Below are 1505 nucleotides of genomic sequence, written 5' to 3'. Positions count from 1 at the left end.
GCCGTGCCGTACCTCCGCGCGATCGCCCCCTCACCGCAGCCCCGCCAGCACCCTCCTCGCCACCTCGCGGCCGATCGGGAGGGACGCCGTGGCCGCCGGGGACGGCGCGTTCAGCACGTGCACCATGCCCGGCGACTCCGCGAACAGGAAGTCGTCCACCAGCGTGCCGTCCCGCAGCACCGCCTGTGCCCGCACGCCCGCGGGGGCCGGTATCAGGTCGTCCACGGTGACGTCCGGCAGCAGCCGCCGTACCGCCTCCGTGAAGGCGCGCTTGGACAGGGAGCGCCGCACCTCGTCCGCGCCGTACCGCCAGTGCCTGCGGGCCAGCTGCCAGGCGCCGGGGAACGCGAGGACCCCGGCCAGCTCCCCGGGGCGCACGGTCGCCCGGCCGTACCCCTCGCGGGCCATGGCGGGCACCGCGTTCGGCCCCAGATGGACGCCGCCGTCGATGCCCCGGGTGAGGTGGACGCCGAGGAAGGGGAACGCCGGGTCCGGCACCGGATAGACCAGGCCGCGCACCAGATCCGCCCGCTCGGGCACCAGCTCCCAGTACTCCCCGCGGAACGGGACGATCCGCATGCCGGGGTCGTCGCCCGCGAGCCGCGCGACCGCGTCGCTGTACAGCCCGGCACAGTTCACCAGCACCCGCGCGCGCAGCACCTCGCCGAAGGCCGTACGGACCGCGACCGCCTCGCCTTGCGGGCCGCCCCGGCGGCCGATGGCCTCGACCCGCGCCCCGTACCGCACGGCGGCCCCGGCGTCCGCCGCCAGGCGGGCCAGCTCGCGGGCCACCGCGCCGTAGTCGCAGATGCCCGTGGTGCCCACGTGGATGGCACCGAGGCCCCGGACATGCGGCTCGTGCTCCGCGATCTGGGCGGGGCCCAGCTCCCGCACCGGGATGCCGTTCTCCCGGCCGCGCTGGACGAGGCCGTGCAGCCGTGGCAGCTCCGCCTGCTCGGTGGCGACGATCAGCTTCCCCGTCACCTCGTACGGCAGGCCGTGCTCCGCGCAGAACTTCACCATCTCCGCGGCGCCCTGCACCGCGAACCGCGCCTTGAGCGAACCCGGCCGGTAGTAGATCCCGCTGTGGATCACACCGCTGTTGCGCCCCGTCTGGTGGAGCGCGGGACCCGGCTCCTTCTCCAGCACCGTGACGCGCGTACCCGGTGCGGCGCGTGTGATCGCATAAGCCGTCGACAGGCCCACGATCCCGCCCCCGACCACCAGCACATCGCAGTCGTACGCCCTCACCACGTCACCTCCCCACGCCGACCCGTACACCCGCGACCGAGCATCCGGCAACTCCCAGCGCCTCTCCCACGCCCCCATCATGACCTGCGCCACTGACAACGTGGTGAAACCCGGGTGAGCCCAGGGGTGCGATCAGCGTGACGACAGGCGGGGAAATCCGGCCGAGTTGTGACGTAAGGGGCCGCCGCGTTGTGGGGAACCGCTCCCCAGTGTCACCCACCGGGGGCTGCCGCCCCCGGTGGGTGACACTGGGG

1 protein-coding gene is annotated in these 1505 nt (G+C 74.4%); it reads right to left on the bottom strand.

The window, feature by feature from the left end; all coding sequences use genetic code 11:
- Window positions 1–30: 30 nt before the first annotated feature.
- A complete protein-coding gene (lhgO, locus tag K6I34_RS36840; protein ID WP_229332371.1) occupies window positions 31–1251 on the bottom strand; it encodes an L-2-hydroxyglutarate oxidase in 1221 nt (406 codons plus the stop codon).
- Between the last annotated feature and the right edge of the window lie 254 nt (window positions 1252–1505).

It is taken from the genome of Streptomyces sp. UNOC14_S4, assembly GCF_020740835.1.
In the GTDB taxonomy this organism is placed as follows: domain Bacteria; phylum Actinomycetota; class Actinomycetes; order Streptomycetales; family Streptomycetaceae; genus Streptomyces.
This window is presented reverse-complemented; position numbering and strand designations above follow the sequence as displayed.